We start from the raw sequence: 14,614 nt of genomic DNA, 5'->3' as shown, positions 1-14,614 counted from the left end.
TGCCGAGCACGAGCAGCATGAGCCGCCTGCGAATGGATGCGCTCATTTACTCTTTCTCCACCACGTAGCCGATATTGCGCACGGTTCGTATGAGCCTTGCGCCAAGCTTTCTGCGAAGGTTCGAGATGTGCACCTCGATTGCATTGCTTTCGATTTCCTGCTGCCATCCATACAGGCTTTCTTCGAGCCGCGAACGCGACTGCGGAATGCCCTGGTTGGTCAGCAATTGCAGCAGGATTGCCCATTCGCGCGACGTGAGCGGCACCCGCGTGCCGGCAACCTGGGCCGTTTGCGCCGCGGGGTTCACCGTGAGATCGCCATAGCGGATTACCTCGACGCTGCGGCCTTGCGCGCGGCGAAGCAGGGCGCGGCAACGGGCCGTCAGTTCCGTGAGGTCGAAGGGCTTGCCGAGGTAATCGTCCGCGCCGGCCTCAAGACCGCCCACGCGGTCTACGACCGTGCCGCGTGCCGTCAGCACAAGCACGGGCACGTCGTTGCCGGCGTCGCGGATTCGCTTGAGCAGATCCATGCCGGACACGCGCGGCAGGCCGAGATCGAGTACGACGAGCGCGTAGCTCGTGGTGTCCAGCGCGAGGCCGGCTTTATGGCCGTCGCGCGCCCAGTCGACCGTGAAACCCGCCTGACGCAGACCCGCTTCGACCCCGCAGCCGATCAGGTCGTCGTCTTCAACCAGTAGTACACGCATGGGACGCAAATTCCGTTGAGTGTTGTGATAGTGATTGCAATGCATCGCGGAAAAGCGGCGCTGGAGTCCGCAGTTTAACCGCGCTGGCATCGCATGCATTACCGGTATGCGAATGGATTGTGCTTGCCCGCTTGAGCGGCCTTCCTTGACAAAGACCGGCTATTGATACGAACCTTATGCCCCCGCAGCAAGCGACGAACGCAATCGACATTCGGCTGCACATTACCTGCAAGACCTTGAGCACATGAATACCTATGCCGATAAGCATTTCGTTTGAAGTCCTGGAGGTGCTGGACGCGATCGACCGTACGGGCACGTTCGCTGAAGCTGCGGAAACGTTGCATCGCGTTCCTTCGTCGCTAACGTACCTCGTGCAAAAACTGGAAAGCGACATGCAGGTCGAGCTTTTCGACCGCAGCGGCAGACGGGCGAAACTCACGGAGGCAGGGCGCTTTCTTATCGATGAAGGGCGTCAGCTCCTGGCAGCCGCCCGGCATCTCGAAGCGAAAACGAAGGGCATACAGAGCGGTTGGGAAAGCGAGTTGCGAATATGTCTGGATGCGATTCTGCCGTCCGCATCGTTATGGCCGCATGTTCGTGCTTTTTATGACCTTGGAATGGTGACGCAGTTGCGCCTTTCGACCGAGGTGCTTGGCGGCGTATGGGACGCGCTGGTGACGCAGCGCGCCGATCTCGCGGTGGGCGCATTCGGCGAGCCGCCGCATGCATCGAATATTGCAGCCCGGCCGATCGGCACCCTTCGCCATGTGTTCGTCGTTGCGCCCGACCATCCGCTTGCCGATTTGCCGCAGCCGCTGGAAAGCGCGGCAATCGCGCGATACAGGGGCGTCGTGATAAGCGACACGTCCCGGCAATTGCAGCCTCAATCGGTCGCAAGGCACGACGGACAGAGCGTGATCGTCGTGCCCACACTCGCAGCCAAGGTCGAAGCGCTGTGCGAAGGTATCGCTGTCGGCATGTTGCCCGATCGCGTGGCGGAAGGCCCGATAAGCGAAGGGAAACTCGTGACGCGACGCGTCGCGGGCGTGCGTGAATATACAAATTGCTATCTCGCGTGGCGCGAAGACAAAATGGGCCGCGCGTTGGAGTGGTGGATCGCTCAGCTCGACAAACCAGATCTGGTCGAGCGATTTTTTGGGGCGTTGCCGCCGCGTTGATGCATCATTGACGGCATCTCATCCATCGGAGCGTTCCCGTCATCATGAAGGCACTTAGATTTGCGCAGTTCGGTCAGCCGGACGTCTTGTTCGTCGACGAAGTTCCGGCGCCCTCGGCCGGTGCAGACACCGCAATTGTTCAGGTGCGGGCGGCATCCATCAATCCGAGCGACGTAAAGAATGTCGGCGGCCGAATGAGCCAGACGACGCTGCCGCGCACGCCGGGGCGCGACTATTCGGGCATCGTTATCGACGGCCCGCAGGAATGGCTCGGCGTGGAAGTGTGGGGCTCGGGCGATGCCGGCTTTACCTATGACGGCACACACGCTGAGCAGATCGCGGTGCCCGTCGCGAGCCTTTGTCGCAAGCCGGGCAACCTGTCGCACGAACAGGCGGCGGCGATCGGCGTCAACTTCGTGACCGCGTGGTGCGCGATAGTCGAAGCGGCGCAGGTCACGAACGCGGACACGGTGGCGATCATCGGGCTGGGCGGCGTAGGCGGCGCGGCGGCGCAGATCGCGCGGCGCATTGGGGCAACGGTGATTGGCGTGACGCGAGGCGCGCGCATGAACCCGTATGTCGATGCCGCCGTCGACAGCCTCGGCGATACCGTCGCGCAGTTGCGTGCAGCGAGCGATGGCGGCGCATCCGTCGTGTTCGATACGGTGGGCGGCTCGATGTTCGAAACGGCCGTCAAAATGCTCGCGCTGCGTGGACGTCTGATCGAAATCTCGGCGACGGATCGTCGTCAGGTGAGCTTTGACCTGGCCGATTTTTATCACAATGAAAGCCGGCTAATGGGTGTCGATTCGCTCAAGCGGGACCTCACCGCGGCCGCCAGGATTCTCGAAGACTTGCGCGCAGGGTTCGAGGAGGGCAGTTATCAGCCGCCCGCGATCGCGAGAACGTATGCACTCGACGATGCCGTCGCGGCTTACCGTGCCGTCGACGCGGGCACGTCGGGACGCATCGTGTTGAGCCTGTGAAAGCCGCGCTGTGAAAGCCGCAGCGGCGCGACGTCAGTCTAGCTGCGGACCCAGTCATCAGGCGCTTCGAAGGTCTTGATCACGCGTGCCGGTATGCCGCCGGCGAGGCTCCTGGGAGGAATTGCGCCGGTGACAATCGATCCGGCCGCAATGACACTGTGGTCGCCGATAGAAGCGCCTGCCAGAACCATCGAGTTCGCACCGATCCACACGTTGTTGCCGATTGAAACCGATGCCTCGGTTAGCGGTTCATCCGGGCATACCTGATGAAAGTGCGTGTCGTAGATATAGACCATGTCCGCGACCTTCACGGAGTGGCCGATCTTGATCGATTTCGCGGCGCATAAAACGACACCGTCGTTGAATAGTGCGTTGTCGCCGACTTCGAGTACGGCATCCTGGAGCACCGTGAATTGCTGCCGAAGACGAAACGAGCGGAAGCAACAATTCTCTCCGAGCGTGACGCGTCCTTTGCCGGCGAAATCGGGAAAGTATCCGTCGACTATGGGTCGTCCCGCACATTGGATGGTCCGCGGTTTGACTAGCGAATAAAGGAGTCCCTTGAGGCTGGATCTTTTCAAAATACTTCTGAGGTCCATTTCTTTGACTCCTCCGAGTAATGCGTCAACGATAGGGAACTCGATATGGAAAATCGGGCCTTCGATGGTTGCGTTTTGGGGATGCGATTCTGGCGTGACTCATTTGTTCACGCCGGGACAGGCCGCGGTATGGAGCCGGCCGTTCGCGGTATCGATATGCGGAACAGGTGAGTATACCAGTGCCTTCGGAGGCGGCCGAGTTGGCGGCTGAGTTGGCGTGAGTTCGCGACGACAGTCGGTGTCACCAGGTGCCCGTCGCGCTTCGCAGCCGCACCTACGCGCAGGCATCTGGACCAGTTCGACGAAGGCCGCTTACCGTCGGTTTCCTCGGAGTCCATGGGACTAAGGTCCAATGGCGGCGGTGGTTCGAAGGTTGTAGCGTGAGCAGCAGCGGTCTGGCTGTTCTGTTTCATCACGACCAGCACATCGCGGCTCACCTGTACCGGAGAAAAGCATGGCCCCTGCAATCGTGGATGTAGCCGAACAAGCACGCCTGAACGATGCGCGCGAGGCGAACGTGCCGTGGAAGAAGTGGGGGCCCTACGTCAGCGAGCGGCAGTGGGGCACGGTGCGTGAAGACTACAGTGACAACGGCGATGCGTGGAACTACTTCACCCATGACCATGCGCGTTCACGCGCCTACAGGTGGGGCGAGGACGGGCTAGGCGGAGTGTGTGACGATCAGCAGCGGCTGTGTTTTGCGCTGGCGTTATGGAATGGGCAGGACGCCATCCTGAAGGAGCGCCTGTTCGGCCTCACCAACAGTGAGGGCAATCATGGCGAGGACGTGAAGGAGTATTACTTCTATGTCGACAGCACGCCCACGCATTCGTACATGAAGTACCTTTATAAATATCCTCAGCGCGAATATCCGTACCGGGATCTCGTCCAGACGAACCGCCAAAGATCGCGCGAGGAGATGGAATACGAACTGCTGGACACCGGCATCTTCGACGATGACCGCTATTTCGACGTATTCGTCGAATACGCGAAGGCCGCTCCGGAAGATATCCTCGTGCGGATTACCGTGCACAACCGCGGACCCGAGACCGCACCGTTACGCGTTCTGCCGACACTCTGGTTCCGCAATACATGGTCATGGGGCGAGGACGAGCGCAAGCCGTCCGTGCAGGATGCGGGCGCTGGCGTCATCCGGGCCGCGCACCACGATCTGGGCGAATACTGGCTTCACTGCGAAGGCGCACCAGAGACGCTTTTCACCGAAAACGAAAGCAATACGCAGCGCCTGTGGGATCAGTCCAACGCGTCGCGCTATGTCAAGGATGCGTTCCACGCGTACGTTGTCTCGGGACAGCGCGACGCCGTGAATCCGGAGAGAACCGGAACCAAGGCAGCGGCCCATTACAGCTGCGAGGTGCCTGGTGGCGGCAGCGCGACCATCCGCTTGCGCCTTGCGCCATCCAGACTCGACGACGCCTTTGGCGGCTTCGAGCAGATCTTCGATAGCCGCCTCGCCGATGCCAACGAGTTCTACGAGCGCATTACGCCCAGATCGCTGTCCGAAGACCAGCGCCGGGTGCATCGTCAGGCGTTGGCAGGCATGCTCTGGGGCAAGCAGTACTATTACTTCGATCTCGAACTGTGGCTTCGCGAGCATGGCAGTCATCCTTTGCTCGACTCCGCGCGGCGCGATGTGCGCAATACCGAGTGGTTTCACATGTTAAACGCCGACGTGATCTCCATGCCGGACAAGTGGGAGTACCCGTGGTACGCGGCCTGGGACCTGGCCTTTCACACGATCGCGCTGGCGCAGGTCGATTTCGACTTCGCGAAGGAGCAGTTGCTGCTGATGCTGCGCACCCTGTACGTGCACCCGAGCGGGCAAATTCCCGCCTACGAGTGGAATTTCAGCGATGTGAATCCGCCGGTGCATGCCGCCGCCACGCTGTGGCTGTACAAGTATGAGAAAGAACTGGGACGAGCCGACCCGCGTTTCCTGGAGCGCTCGTTTCAGGGGCTGATGCTCAACTTTAACTGGTGGGTCAATCGCAAGGACCCCTCGGGCCGCAACGTATTCGCCGGCGGCTTTCTTGGTCTCGACAACATCGGCGTGTTCGACCGCAGCGCGGAACTGCCGACGGGCGGGGCGCTAGAACAGGCGGACGGCACCGCATGGATGGCGTTTTACTGCCAGACCATGCTGGAGATGGCGATCAATCTGACCGAGTACGACCCGCTCTACGAGGAGGTCGCCTTCAAGTTCGTTCAGCATTTCATGTGGATCGCCTATGCGATGGACCGACGCGGCGAACACGAAGACGAGATGTGGGACGAGCAGGACGGCTTTTTCTATGATCTGCTGCGCCTGCCCGACGGCAAGACGACGCGCCTGAAGATCAGGTCGCTGGTCGGGCTGCTGCCGCTGTGCGCGTCGACGGTGTTCGAGGCGCACTCTCTCGAGCGCATGCCCAGGCTCGCCGCGCTGATCGCGCAGTTTCGCAAACGCTACCCCGAATTGATCGCGCAGATTGCCCCGACCGACACCGGCTTCATCGGCTATAACCAGCGCAGGCTGCTGTCCATTCTGAACAGGCGCAAGCTGGAACGGGTGCTGCGCTATATGCTCGACGAGAACGAATTCCTCGGGCCGCACGGCATCCGTTCGCTCTCCCTGTATCACCTGGAACATCCTTATGCGATCAACGTCGGCGGACAGGAGTACAAGGTGCAATACCTGCCGGCCGAATCGAATACCGGCATGTTCGGCGGCAATTCCAACTGGCGCGGACCGGTGTGGATGCCGGTCAACCTGTTGATCGTCCGCGCGCTGGTGAACCTGTACAGTTTTTTCGGCGATGACTTCAAGGTCGAATGCCCCACCGGCTCCGGGCAGCAGATGACGCTCTTCGAAGTGGCGCAGGAGATTGTTCGTCGTCTGACCGGCACGTTTCTGCGCAATGCGGAAGGCAAACGACCGGTCTACGGGGGAACGGAAAAATTCCAGAGCGATCCTCACTGGCGCGACCTGATTCTATTTTACGAGTACTTTCACGGTGACAACGGCGCGGGCCTCGGCGCCAGTCACCAAACCGGCTGGACAGGTCTCGTCGCGCCGCTGCTCGATCTGTTCGGGCGCGTCGACGCGAAGACCGCGCTGGAAATCGATCGTGCACGCGTGATGTCGCAAGTCGTCAGGGGGCAGGTGGGCGGAGAAGAGACCGGTGGATAATGAGCGAGGCAAAGTGCCCGAGGTATGTCGCCGGTTTGCAGAAATTTGTTCCTGGCCAGCGGGCCTTAAACAAAGGCTCGGGCGCTCTCAAGAACAATTTTCCCACGACGGTTTGGGCAAAAAATTGTTCCTTTAGGCAGCAATTGCATAAATTTGCAGATTTCCCCAAGTGCCCGTGTTCCATGCGTCCGCTTGAACTCTTCCAGCCCAACGCTATTGTCGATCGTCAACCATTTTTGAGCCACCGACGTCCGTTCGCCCGGGCTACGCTGCGGATGCTGTTTCCGAGCCCTTAATCGTCCTGATTGTCGGCGGCATGAGCATCGATACATCGCATTCGCAACGCCGGACGACGGGATTGCTAAAAAAGTAGAGCCGCGGGTGCGGTTGCCTCCAGCAGCGGAGATCCGAGCTCCGCATCGAAGATATGCAAGCAAAGCCGCGCAATGACAATCGTTGCTAAGAACCGTTGTCAACAGCCGGATGACCAGCGAGTCTGAGACATCAAGATTTTTCATGACCTTTGGGGGACGTTAGACATCCACGAGTATCGGTTCCGCGCGCACCGCTATCGGCCACATGAATGCCTCCGCGCCTATCGGCAGACGTCGAATAAGCCCGATGGAGGAAACTGCGGAATGCCCCGATGCGGGCTTGAAGGCTTCGCGGCAGTGGCGATTGATAGGCCGGGGTGCTTAGCGGTGTCGGATGCAGCGCGTTCAGGCGGGATAGGCGTCGAGTTGTCCCGCGCTGTCAGCGTCGAAACGAGAAAAGGTAAATTGCACCGGGCGGCGTCGACCTGCGAACAGACCAAGATGATGGCTTTGCGCGACAGATTGCATGCGATCCAGTTCGGCATCGCCGCAGGCGTGCCGGCACATGAGCACGACGGCGAAACTCTGCTGTATGCAATCGACGTACCGTACGAGTTTCGAGATTGCATACAGCAGAGTTGTGTCAAGGGGCAAAAATTGGACCGGTGGTCGCCTGATTCGCGTCACAGTGTCATGCGTCGTTCGCCGGAGATTTTCGGACTGGCATACACGTGGCATGGGTGGGAGGCGTGTCGATCGATGTCATGAATGAGGCTATCTGTGCAGCAGCGAGCGGAGCGCGCGAACACCATCTCGGGTTTCGTCGAATCGGTCTGCACGGCCGGTTCGATTTGTTCGATACGCTGTACTGGTAGCCCGCGCTCGCTCATCTCGCGCCACGTCCTCGCCGCCAGTCCACAAGGTAGCCGATTAAAACGGACACGATCCGATAAAAGGAAATGGAGAGATTCGATGAGCATCGAAGAGAACATTCAGATCGTGAAGGATTTCTTTGCAGCGATAGGCAGCGGCGATAAGCAAGGTCTGCTGGCGTTGGTTGCCGAAGATATCGAGTGGGTCATTCCGGGCGAAGATTGGCCGCTGGCCGGCACGCACCGCGGGCACGCGGGGTTGGCGAAAGTGCTTCAGAAGGCTTCAGAGGAGGTGGAAATGACCTATCCAAAGCCTCCCGAATTCGTGGCGCAGGGAGACCGGGTTCTGGTCGTCGGCGTCGCTACGGGGAAAATCAAAGCGACGAACAGGACGTTCAAGGACGACTGGGTATTCGCCATTACCGTTCGGAATGGCAAGCTGGCGAATATCCGGGAATATATCGACACGCAAGCACTGGCGCGGGCCTCTGACACGGACGCGAGCCGCGGGCTCTGAACCGTCGGGATCGGTACCCACGCAACGTCTACCAGGTTATGTTGACCGCCGTGCACTTCACTGCCGCGCGATAGAAGGTTCGGATGTGCAAGTGATGGCGGTCGGCTGCTGCGTGGCTTCCGTTATGCAGCAGGCGCAATTGACGCGCCGATGATCTCGTGGCGTGCGAGTGACTGCGCGACGAGCCCGGACGCCTTCGCTTCCTCGACGAAAGCCCTCAATGCATCTGCTGCCGCTGGTCCACGGCTCTTCGGCAAACCCATTGCCTGACGGATCACCATGAATCGCTTATCGAGCAAACGCAAGCCCCGCGCTCGAGCTGCGTCTGCCTCGAGTTGTTGCTTGACGCCAGCCGCAACTTCGAGGCCCTGGTCCAGGAAGGTTTGGACGACTGTCGGGGACGTCGGCGCGCGTACGATTTGCGCATGCTTGAGCTCGCGAGTCAGGAACAGGTCATAAGCGCTTCCCTCGCCGACGGCCACACGGACGGCCCGCTGATCGACGTCCTCGTTGCAGCGAATCGGCGAAGCGTCGCGGACCAGGTAGTAGCCTTCGATCAAAACGTATGGCTCGGTGAACGCGATGGTTTCTCCTCGTCGTGGGTCGACGGCGAAGAAGCCGACGTCCGCTCGTTCCTCGCTGACCACCTGGACAGACTTGCCCGCCGAATTGCAAACCATGAGTTCGAACTCCACCCCGAGGGTTGCGGCCAAGGCCCGCGCGAGGTCCACCGAAACACCGGTCGGTGCGCCTGACGTGTCCTTGCCCGCGAGAATCGGGTTGCCAAGATTGATCGATGCGCGCAGCTTGCCGGTAGGGGCGAACGCGCGAATGACGGATAGGTCGGGTTTCATGGTGAGAGTGTCAGGAGATTGGAATTCGTGGATGAGCATGAGTGTTCAGCCGCAGACCCGCGCGTTGCTCGACTTTAGCTTCGTCGACGAACGCGGCCGCAGCAGTATCGCCACGGCGAGCACGCTGGCAAGCGCAATGCCGCCGGCGAGGACGAACGCGCTGAAGAAGGTATGACTTTGCTCGACGAGAAATCCGGTTGCAGCCGGCCCGACGATCCCTGCGCAGTTTGCGATGGCGTGCACGCATCCGCCGACGCTGCCGAGCCTCGGACCGGGGATCGTGTCCTGAATCAGCGCCCAGTAGGTGCTACCGCTGAGATATAGCGCGAACACGGCAATGGCCATCAGCAGCAGCGCGCTGGCTGTCGTGGTCACGGCGCCGGCCAGCGTAACGCAAACTCCCGCAGTCCCGAGGCATACGATCAGTACCCGTTTGCGGGCACGCAACGCATTGCCCGTGCGGCGAAAAATAAAGTCCGACAGCACACCGCTCAAACCATAACCGATGAACCCTAGCAACCACGGCAGTACCGTCGCGAGACTCATACTCTTGAGGCTCAAATGACGGTCCATCATCAGAAAGCTCGGAAACCATGTCAGAAAGAAGAAGAGGATGTAGCTGTAGCCAAAGTACGAGATCATCGCCGCTAGAATGGCCGGCTGCTTGAGGTAGAAGCCGAGGCGCTGCACGTCCGAAGGATCTTCCGGGACGCTGCGGTCGGATTCGATAAGCCGACGCTCTTCGTCGGATACGCGCGGATGCTGATGCGGCTTGTCCGTCGCCATGAACTGCCAGAAGATCAGCCAGAGCAATCCCAAACACGCGATTGCCGCGAAGGCGACGCGCCAGCCGTAAGTCGCAGTCAGCAGACCGACTACCGGCCCCGCAACTGCGCCACCCAAGGGCAGACCGCAATTCGCAAAGCCGAATGCAGTCGCCGATTCCTTATGCGGGAACCAGTTGTTCACGAGCTTGTTGATCGTTGTCGCAAGCGGACCCTCGGCCATGCCGAACAAGGTGCGCACTGCCAGCAGCGACCCAAAGCCGGAGGCGAGGCCGGTCGCGCCGCATAGCAACGACCACATCAGGACTGCGCCTGAAAAGACGCGCTTGCCGCCCCAGCGGTCCGCCGCCCATCCGCCTATGAAATTGAATGCCGCGTAGCCGATGAAGAAGGTCGAAAACAACAGCCCGAGGCTGCTGGGCGACATATGCAGTTCCCGCATGACGGCGGGCGCGGCGACGGACAGCGCCGAGCGGTCGAGATAATTGATGAAGCCTGCGATGAACAGCAGCAGGACGATGCGCCATCGGATGTTTGTCACCTGTTGTCTCCTTCAAGCTTGCTATGTGCTTGACCGCCGGGCGCCCGTTGGGCCGCCCGGCCTGTCGCTTTTCTGTTCGCCGGCGCGCCGCGGGTCGAGGCGGTATGGGCGTTGTGGGTTACGCAGATAAATACGCCTTCAGTGCTGCGGACGCGCGGTCGCTTCCAGCATCGCGAGCTGTGCTGCGCCGATATCGATGCCTTCGGCCATCTGGCGTTCCAGACGGCCGAGTTCGATCTCGCCGGGCACGATCACGGGCGCATCGGGATCGGCAGGCCTCGAGCCGTGCAGGATTGCCGCATAGTCGGCCATATGCTTCGCGAGCCACTCGGTGCTGCCGAGCCTGGTTGTATCGATCAGGATGAAGAAGTGGCCGAGATTCTGCGGTTGCTCAGGGTCGTCTTCCCAGGACTTCACGTGCGTCAGATAGGCCGCGCCGGAAAGCAGTCCGGCGAACAGGTCAACGACCAGCGCGAGGCCGTAGCCCTTGTGGCCGCCAATCGGCAGCAGGAAGCCATCGAGCGCTGCTTTTGGGTCAGTGGTCGGCTTGCCTTGGGCGTCGGTCGCCCAATCGCTGGGAATCGGTTCACCGCGCTTGAGCGCGTTTCGAATCTTTGCCCGCGCCGCAACGCTGATCGCCATGTCCAGAATGAACGGATGACCGTCCGGATCCGGAACGCCGAAGCCGACGGGACTGTTTCCGAGGCGCGCATCGGTGCCCCCCCACGGCGCGATAGTCGTCGTCGCATTGCTGCCGATGATACTGGCGAATCCCTGCCTGGCGGCGAGGTACGAATAGGGCGACACCGGGCCGAAATGATTGCTGCCCCGAACGAACACGCACGCGATGCCGTGTTTGCGCGCCGCCGTCATCGCCAGATCGAGTGCGCGATAGCCGACGAGCGGACCGATGCCGTTGTCGCCATCGAGTCGGTGAAGCGCGGGACCGACCTGTTGCGCGGTGATCGACGGCGTGGGATTGATGCCACCGATGCGCAGGCGAGAGCCGTATGATTCGATTCGGCTCGTGCCGTGAGTGCGCAAGCCAAACAGGTCGGCGAGCACGAGGATGGTGGCGGTGTCGGTAGCGTCGGCGCGATTCAGGCCGAGCGCACAGAGTGCTTCGATGGTCAGCTCGGTCAGTTGCGCCTTGCTGACGATGCCGTGCGTTGAGGTGGGGTGGGTCATGGACAGGGTGTCTCCTTCGATCAAAAAGCAGTGCGAATCAGGTGGCTGCGACAGACAGCGCTTCCTTTTTGCAGATGATCGGGGAAAGGCGACCCACGTGACAAACGCATATTTTCGTGCAATTGGTGCGTCGTATGCACGAATCGATTCAAACTACCGGATAGCCGCGAAGCTATTGCAACGCATCGGATGCGCGCATCTCCGTCAGCAACTGGAGGAAGAAGCGTCCGGCGGAAGACAAGCCGCGTCCGCGACGCTGGAGTACGCCGAGTGTGCGCCGGATAGGCGGATCGGTGAGCGCCACGCTGGCGAGCACCTTGTGTGGCCCGCGAGGCATGGCCAGGCGAGGCACGACGCCCACGCCAAGCCCTGCTTCGATCAGGCTCACGAGAGCGGGCACATGGCGCACTTCGCAGAACCATTTCGGGCGCTCAGCGACGCCGGCCAGCGCCTCATCTATCACCGCGCGATTGCCGCTGCCTTGCGCTATCGCCAGATAGTCGAGGTTGGCGAGTTCGGCCCAGGCGACAGCTTTGCGTTTCGCGAGCGGATGACTGCGCGGGCAGGCGAGAACGAACGGGTCGTCGAGGAGCGGCGTGAACTCGATATCGGGCTCGTGTGTCCCGACGTAAGTTAGCCCGAAATCAGCTTCACCCCGCGCGACAGCGAGAAAAACCATCGACGACGGCTCGTCGATCAGACGCAGCCGGATGCCCGGGTAGCGTTGATGATAGGCCGCAATGGCCTCCGGAAGGAAATAGCGTACAGCCGAAGGCACGCACGCAATGGTGAGTTCGCCCGTCATCTTGCGCGCGAGATCGTCGAATTCGAGCATCGAGTTGTCGACCTCGTTGAGGATCCGATACGCGCGCTCCAGAAATCCGCGGCCGACGATGGTCAAGTCCATCTTGCGCGTGGTTCGCTCGAAAAGCCTGACGCCTAGTGCCTCTTCCAGCTTTTCTATTCGACGCGATAGCGCTGATGCCGAAAGATGCAGCGTGTCCGCTGCGGCGCGAAAGCTCCCCAGGTCGGCTGTAGCGACAAAGGCGCGCAAGTCGGATATCTCGAAGTCCATCCCAATGGTCACACCGTGAAAGGAGTTGGCTAGTGTCGGTGGCGTGGGACCCGATGTCAATTCGCGCGTGCGATACACGAATCGGCCATTTTTGCGCTTCGCCCGCCGCGATGGGGACGCGGCTCGGACCGTAGTAAAGAGCGCGTGTAGCACACGGTCGTCGCGCCGATGCTTCCGGCGCTCACAGTCACGCGAGCAAGGAAGCGAGCCAACGTGCTACCGCGACGGCTTCTAAGGATTGCCCGCACCACCTGACGCGCCGAACCCCTGCCCGGTCACGTAGCTCGCCTGCGCGGATGCGAGCTCCACGTAAAGCGGTGCAATTTCGGCGGGCTGCCCAGGGCGACCCATCGGCACCTGCTCGACGAACTTCTGCACGTTTTCCGGCGTCTGTCCGCCGGTGACATGCAGCGCTGTCCAGAACGGACCGGGTGCCACGGCGTTGACGCGAATGCCTCGCTTGATCATCTGCTTCGCGAGCCCTTTCGTGAAGTTCGCAATTCCCGCTTTTGTCAGCGCGTAATCGAGCAGGTTCGCGGACGGCTCGTACGCGTTCACCGAACTGGTGTTGATGATGGCGGAGCCCGGCGGCATGTGCGGAATCGCGGCCTTTGTAATCCAGAACATCGCGTACAGGTTGGTGCGCAATGTCCAGTCGAACTGCTTGGTGGTGATGTCGAGGATCGAATCGTGACTTTGCTGGCGCCCCGCGTTGTTGACCAGGATGTCGAGGCCACCCAGTTGTTGCCGGGACGCAAGGCGGTCGCGTTGCCGGGCGACATTCGCAGTGAGTCGTTCTGCCAGTCACTTGTGAACAACGCCTGGCCCGCATCCTCACGAGTCGGCGGCGACGAGCGAGCTATTCGCGACTGCAGCAGCAAGGCGAATTCCTTAGTCGAACATGTTGTGTCGGCGTGATGAGGCGCGTACGCAGATGACGCAACCGATGATGTACGCTTACCGACTTAGGGAGCTTCATGAGAAAGATTTGTCTACGACTGGCGGCGCGATGGCATCGTCGCCGGCGGAGCGGCCGTGGCTCTGCAGAATGCGTCGATAGTCCTTCACGCACGATCAATCAACGATGAGAAGAATTTCTGTCCGCCGCTCGAGCGTGCATGGCCGCGGCGTGTTTGCGCTGAGAAAGCTGCGCGCTGGCGAACTCATCCTCGAATACACCGGTACGGTCATGGCCTGGAAGCATGCCGTAAGCCGCCATCGCCGATTCGGGGAGGCGGGCCATACGTTCCTCTTTGGTCTTTCCGATGGGCGCGTCATTGACGGTTCGCTTGGCGGCAACAGTGCGCGCTGGCTTAACCATGCCTGCGTCGCCAACTGTGAGGCGGTCGAGTCCGACGGAAGGGTCTACATTCAGGCGGTGTCGAATATCAGAGCCGGCGAGGAGCTGTTTATCGCATATGGGCTCACGACCGAGGGCCGCGCTTCAGCCGCAGTGCGGGCCCAGTATGCCTGCCGCTGCGGTCACCGTCGATGCCGCGGAACGATGCTCGCTGGCGTGTGATGCAGCTTGGCCTCGGTGCGGGGATTGCCTGAAACGAAGGCCGGCCGTCTGGCTGGGGACAGTATGTGCGAGTGAGCGAAAGCTTGCGGAACACATGCAGCTTGTTTCGAAACTGTAAGTCGAGGACGTTACTTTAGCGACGATCACGGGTACTCCCGCCTTCGAACCTTAAGAGAATCTGAAGCATGCCCATCTACTACCTGGGAAAACGATAAGGACCGCTATGCAACGGAATGCCTAAGCTGTAGCAGCGTCCATTATTTCGTGGTGCGCGCCTGGTCAGACGT

12 protein-coding genes and 1 pseudogene are annotated in these 14,614 nt (G+C 60.8%); 6 read left to right on the top strand and 7 right to left on the bottom strand.

The window, feature by feature from the left end; genetic code table 11:
* Positions 1–46 precede the first annotated feature (46 nt).
* Positions 47–706 (bottom strand): response regulator transcription factor, encoded by a 660-nt coding sequence (locus C8K18_RS32830; RefSeq protein ID WP_006050767.1) that lies wholly within the window; start codon positions 704–706, stop codon positions 47–49.
* 254 nt (positions 707–960) lie between these two features.
* Here C8K18_RS32830 and C8K18_RS32825 point away from each other — a divergent pair, with 254 nt between their 5' ends.
* Entirely contained in the window at positions 961–1,884 is a 924-nt protein-coding gene (locus C8K18_RS32825; protein ID WP_006052151.1) for a LysR family transcriptional regulator, read from the top strand.
* 44 nt (positions 1,885–1,928) lie between these two features.
* Positions 1,929–2,870, top strand: a complete 942-nt coding sequence (locus C8K18_RS32820; protein ID WP_107711058.1) for a zinc-binding alcohol dehydrogenase family protein — start codon at positions 1,929–1,931, stop codon at positions 2,868–2,870.
* A 38-nt stretch (positions 2,871–2,908) separates the two neighbouring features.
* On the opposite strand, the gene C8K18_RS32815 is transcribed toward C8K18_RS32820, so the two are convergent.
* On the bottom strand, positions 2,909–3,469 hold the full coding sequence (locus C8K18_RS32815; RefSeq protein WP_006052149.1) for a DapH/DapD/GlmU-related protein: 561 nt from the start codon (positions 3,467–3,469) through the stop codon (positions 2,909–2,911).
* Between the two features lie 454 nt (positions 3,470–3,923).
* On the opposite strand from C8K18_RS32815, the gene C8K18_RS32810 reads away from it, so the two are divergent.
* The gene (locus tag C8K18_RS32810; protein WP_107711057.1) at positions 3,924–6,659 is read left to right on the top strand and encodes a glucosidase; all 2,736 of its coding nucleotides are present in this window, start codon (positions 3,924–3,926) and stop codon (positions 6,657–6,659) included.
* 1,286 nt (positions 6,660–7,945) lie between these two features.
* On the top strand, positions 7,946–8,362 hold the full coding sequence (locus C8K18_RS32800) for a nuclear transport factor 2 family protein (protein ID WP_107711055.1): 417 nt from the start codon (positions 7,946–7,948) through the stop codon (positions 8,360–8,362).
* A 122-nt stretch (positions 8,363–8,484) separates the two neighbouring features.
* On the opposite strand, the gene C8K18_RS32795 is transcribed toward C8K18_RS32800, so the two are convergent.
* The 5 genes and pseudogenes from C8K18_RS32795 to C8K18_RS32775 all read right to left on the bottom strand — a co-directional run.
* Positions 8,485–9,216 carry an ABC transporter substrate-binding protein gene (locus C8K18_RS32795; RefSeq protein ID WP_107711059.1) on the bottom strand — a complete coding sequence of 244 codons (732 nt, stop codon included), beginning with the start codon at positions 9,214–9,216 and terminating at the stop codon, positions 8,485–8,487.
* A gap of 45 nt (positions 9,217–9,261) precedes the next feature.
* Complete coding sequence (locus C8K18_RS32790) at positions 9,262–10,542, bottom strand: MFS transporter (protein WP_107711054.1); 1,281 nt, start codon at positions 10,540–10,542, stop codon at positions 9,262–9,264.
* Between the two features lie 138 nt (positions 10,543–10,680).
* Positions 10,681–11,730 (bottom strand): Ldh family oxidoreductase, encoded by a 1,050-nt coding sequence (locus C8K18_RS32785; protein WP_107711053.1) that lies wholly within the window; start codon positions 11,728–11,730, stop codon positions 10,681–10,683.
* Between the two features lie 172 nt (positions 11,731–11,902).
* Complete coding sequence (locus tag C8K18_RS32780; RefSeq protein WP_006052142.1) at positions 11,903–12,805, bottom strand: LysR family transcriptional regulator; 903 nt, start codon at positions 12,803–12,805, stop codon at positions 11,903–11,905.
* Between the two features lie 231 nt (positions 12,806–13,036).
* Positions 13,037–13,546: pseudogene (locus C8K18_RS32775) on the bottom strand (SDR family oxidoreductase); the annotation flags it as partial.
* On the opposite strand from C8K18_RS32775, the gene C8K18_RS33530 reads away from it, so the two are divergent.
* Both C8K18_RS33530 and C8K18_RS32765 read left to right on the top strand, forming a co-directional pair.
* Entirely contained in the window at positions 13,496–13,723 is a 228-nt protein-coding gene (locus C8K18_RS33530) for a hypothetical protein (RefSeq protein WP_207909705.1), read from the top strand. The pseudogene C8K18_RS32775 and the gene C8K18_RS33530 overlap by 51 nt on opposite strands.
* Before the next feature lie 166 nt (positions 13,724–13,889).
* On the top strand, positions 13,890–14,327 hold the full coding sequence (locus C8K18_RS32765) for an SET domain-containing protein (protein ID WP_107711052.1): 438 nt from the start codon (positions 13,890–13,892) through the stop codon (positions 14,325–14,327).
* Positions 14,328–14,614 lie beyond the last annotated feature (287 nt).

It is taken from the genome of Paraburkholderia sp. GV068 (genome assembly GCF_003058125.1).
Taxonomy (GTDB): domain Bacteria; phylum Pseudomonadota; class Gammaproteobacteria; order Burkholderiales; family Burkholderiaceae; genus Paraburkholderia; species Paraburkholderia graminis.
This window is presented reverse-complemented; position numbering and strand designations above follow the sequence as displayed.

Bases quoted from the DNA above. Each gene is read 5' to 3' on its own strand.
- C8K18_RS32830 (WP_006050767.1), bottom strand. From the start codon at position 706: ATGCGTGTACTACTGGTTGAAGACGACGACCTGATCGGCTGCGGGGTC.
- C8K18_RS32825 (WP_006052151.1), top strand. From the start codon at position 961: ATGCCGATAAGCATTTCGTTTGAAGTCCTGGAGGTGCTGGACGCGATC.
- C8K18_RS32820 (WP_107711058.1), top strand. From the start codon at position 1,929: ATGAAGGCACTTAGATTTGCGCAGTTCGGTCAGCCGGACGTCTTGTTC.
- C8K18_RS32815 (WP_006052149.1), bottom strand. From the start codon at position 3,469: ATGGACCTCAGAAGTATTTTGAAAAGATCCAGCCTCAAGGGACTCCTT.
- C8K18_RS32810 (WP_107711057.1), top strand. From the start codon at position 3,924: ATGGCCCCTGCAATCGTGGATGTAGCCGAACAAGCACGCCTGAACGAT.
- C8K18_RS32800 (WP_107711055.1), top strand. From the start codon at position 7,946: ATGAGCATCGAAGAGAACATTCAGATCGTGAAGGATTTCTTTGCAGCG.
- C8K18_RS32795 (WP_107711059.1), bottom strand. From the start codon at position 9,216: ATGAAACCCGACCTATCCGTCATTCGCGCGTTCGCCCCTACCGGCAAG.
- C8K18_RS32785 (WP_107711053.1), bottom strand. From the start codon at position 11,730: ATGACCCACCCCACCTCAACGCACGGCATCGTCAGCAAGGCGCAACTG.
- C8K18_RS32780 (WP_006052142.1), bottom strand. From the start codon at position 12,805: ATGGACTTCGAGATATCCGACTTGCGCGCCTTTGTCGCTACAGCCGAC.
- C8K18_RS32765 (WP_107711052.1), top strand. From the start codon at position 13,890: ATGAGAAGAATTTCTGTCCGCCGCTCGAGCGTGCATGGCCGCGGCGTG.